3 protein-coding genes are annotated in these 2,185 nt (G+C 49.7%); 1 reads left to right on the top strand and 2 read right to left on the bottom strand.

Annotated features, from left to right (window positions below; all coding sequences use genetic code 11):
* On the top strand, positions 1-424 hold a 424-nt coding region (locus HMPREF9431_RS00015), incomplete at its 5' end, for a hypothetical protein (RefSeq protein ID WP_004378967.1).
* Here the strand turns inward: HMPREF9431_RS00015 and HMPREF9431_RS00010 are convergent.
* Together HMPREF9431_RS00010 and HMPREF9431_RS11930 are read right to left on the bottom strand one after the other, a co-directional pair.
* Positions 421-1,200, bottom strand: coding sequence for a hypothetical protein (locus HMPREF9431_RS00010; RefSeq protein ID WP_155812891.1), 780 nt, complete (start codon positions 1,198-1,200; stop codon positions 421-423). The two genes, HMPREF9431_RS00015 and HMPREF9431_RS00010, sit on opposite strands and share 4 nt — an antisense overlap.
* 274 nt (positions 1,201-1,474) lie before the next feature.
* The gene (locus tag HMPREF9431_RS11930; protein WP_004378965.1) at positions 1,475-2,155 is read right to left on the bottom strand and encodes a SprT-like domain-containing protein; all 681 of its coding nucleotides are present in this window, start codon (positions 2,153-2,155) and stop codon (positions 1,475-1,477) included.
* Positions 2,156-2,185: the final 30 nt, after the last annotated feature.

Here is a 2,185-nt window from a genome sequence, read left to right as displayed (position 1 = left end):
TCCATTATTTTTGGGACATGCAACCCTGCGGCGCAGAAAAAAATCCATTATTTTTGGGACTTGCAACCCTGCAGCGCAGAAAAAAATCCATTATTTTGGGACATGCAACCCTGCAGCGCAGAAAAAATCCATTATTTTGGGACATGCAACCCTGCGGCGCAGAAAAAATCCATTATTTTGGGACATGCAACCCTGCAGCGCAGAAAAAATCCATTATTTTGGGACGTGCAACCCTGCGGCGCAGAAAAAATCCATTATTTTGGGACGTGCAACCCTGCGGCGCAGAAAAAATCCATTATTTTGGGACGTGCAACCCTGCGGCGCAGAAAAAATCCATTATTTTTTGACGCCCGACCCTGCGGCACCATCACAAAAACGGATTTCAACAGCCATCAAACATGCGCAAAGGCAGGGAGAGGGCTAAGGCTCGTCGGCGAAAAAATAGCCGCTGAAACGCGTAATGACATTGGGGTGGATGGCGACTGCGGCACGATGGAGCTTCTTCACAACCTTTCCGTCACGGCCGAGCGCCTCGACAAGCACATCGAGCGAGCGCTGACGCTTGAGCGGGATGGCATAAAAAGCATACATGGAACTGTCGCGACGCGCCGAATCGGCAACATCAAACAGCGCCACCAACGTTGCACTCCGCTCGCCACCGTGCTTCATCAAATCATAACTCGCCGCACCGCCCGAATAGGTGAAACGGAATTGTGCAACCGACGCGGGCACCTTGTCCTTGACCACAAACTGCACACAGGCGACACAACGCTCCAAACAAACCTGCACAACGGCGTTGCGCTGCAAGGAAATCTCGTCGGCATAGAGATAGGAGTCGGTCATGGTGCCATGGAAAGCAATGCGGTTGAGCCGGTCTAAATCAACGGCTTCGCGCCCGCTATGCCCAACGATGCGGAGGCTGTAATCCCCCTTCTTCAAACGTAGGCTCAACTGCCCGAAACCCTTTTCGCCCGCTTGTTGATGATGGGCCTGCACCAACAGCCCCTGCCGATTGTAGAGGCCCATGTCAATATGCGTGCACAACCGTGCCGCGGGGACAAGCGCCCGCGACGCCTTGCGCTGCGAATGGGGCATGCCCATCTGCAATTTCAGCTCATAAGTGGTGGTTTCATCGTCAGCAACCCCCATCTCGCCATGCGGGTTGTTGCAGGAAACAACGGCCAAAAATAACGCAACCATAAAACTAAAAAAATGCCATCTCATACTGTTTTCATCTTGTTAATACATCGTTCATGCTGCAAATATGCTGCAAATATGCTGCAAATATGCGGCGAATATGCGGCGAATATGCGGCGAATATGTTGCAAATATGCGGCGAATATGCTGCAAATATAAGGAAAATATCGAGACAACGCTCCCCCATTCCACCCTTTTTTGCCCTTTAACGACGCATGCCGATGATAAGTATCCGCAAAGTTGAAGCATTCTTATTTTGCGCTATGCTCGTGTCGGGTCAGATGCGCAACTTGTTTCCTTCTACCGATATGAACTTGGCCCCCTTTAAAGGTGCCGTCAAATCGTCCTCATTTACAAAATGCACTTTGAGCGCAGAGGAATTGGGAAAGCGATTGAAGAATGCGTCATGCGCCATATACAGCGTCACATGCGCCACATCCTGATGCGCACCAACGTGCTGATAATAATAAAATATGCGCTGAGAAATCCTCGGCAATACCTTTATCCCCACGCGCCCATCCTTAAATCGCACAACGGCAACAACATGATAGTGGGGCTCTTTGTCAACCGTCTGTTCACGCTGGGCCTTCGTCGATTGATGTGAAACCGTGACCTGTCGACCAAATCGCTCGTTAATGTCATTCATCATTTGCCGAAACAGCCGCCCATGCGCACTCGTGTCTCGCCATTGATGAACACCTATATAATAATGTATCATCTCGTGAATGATCGTGTCTTCGAGTTCGCATTCGCTCAAATCAATTTGCGTGCTGATTTGCAGTTTGAAATCATAATTCTCCATTCCTCCGCCCAAAAGCCGGCGCCGCTTAAACGTACACATGCCCACAAAAGTCCTTGCATGACTAAGCCTGATGGGCAACTGAGGCAGCTGCCCGCCAAACATTTGTGCATTGAATTGCTCAAATCTCTCCCTTATAAATGGAATTGTCGCTTTCATATTCACAAAACGAAAAAGACCTCAGAGATT

Origin of the sequence: Segatella oulorum F0390, from assembly GCF_000224615.1 — a bacterium.
Taxonomy (GTDB): domain Bacteria; phylum Bacteroidota; class Bacteroidia; order Bacteroidales; family Bacteroidaceae; genus Prevotella; species Prevotella oulorum.
Note: the sequence above shows the minus strand (reverse complement) of the source record. Positions and strands in the feature narration are given on the sequence as shown.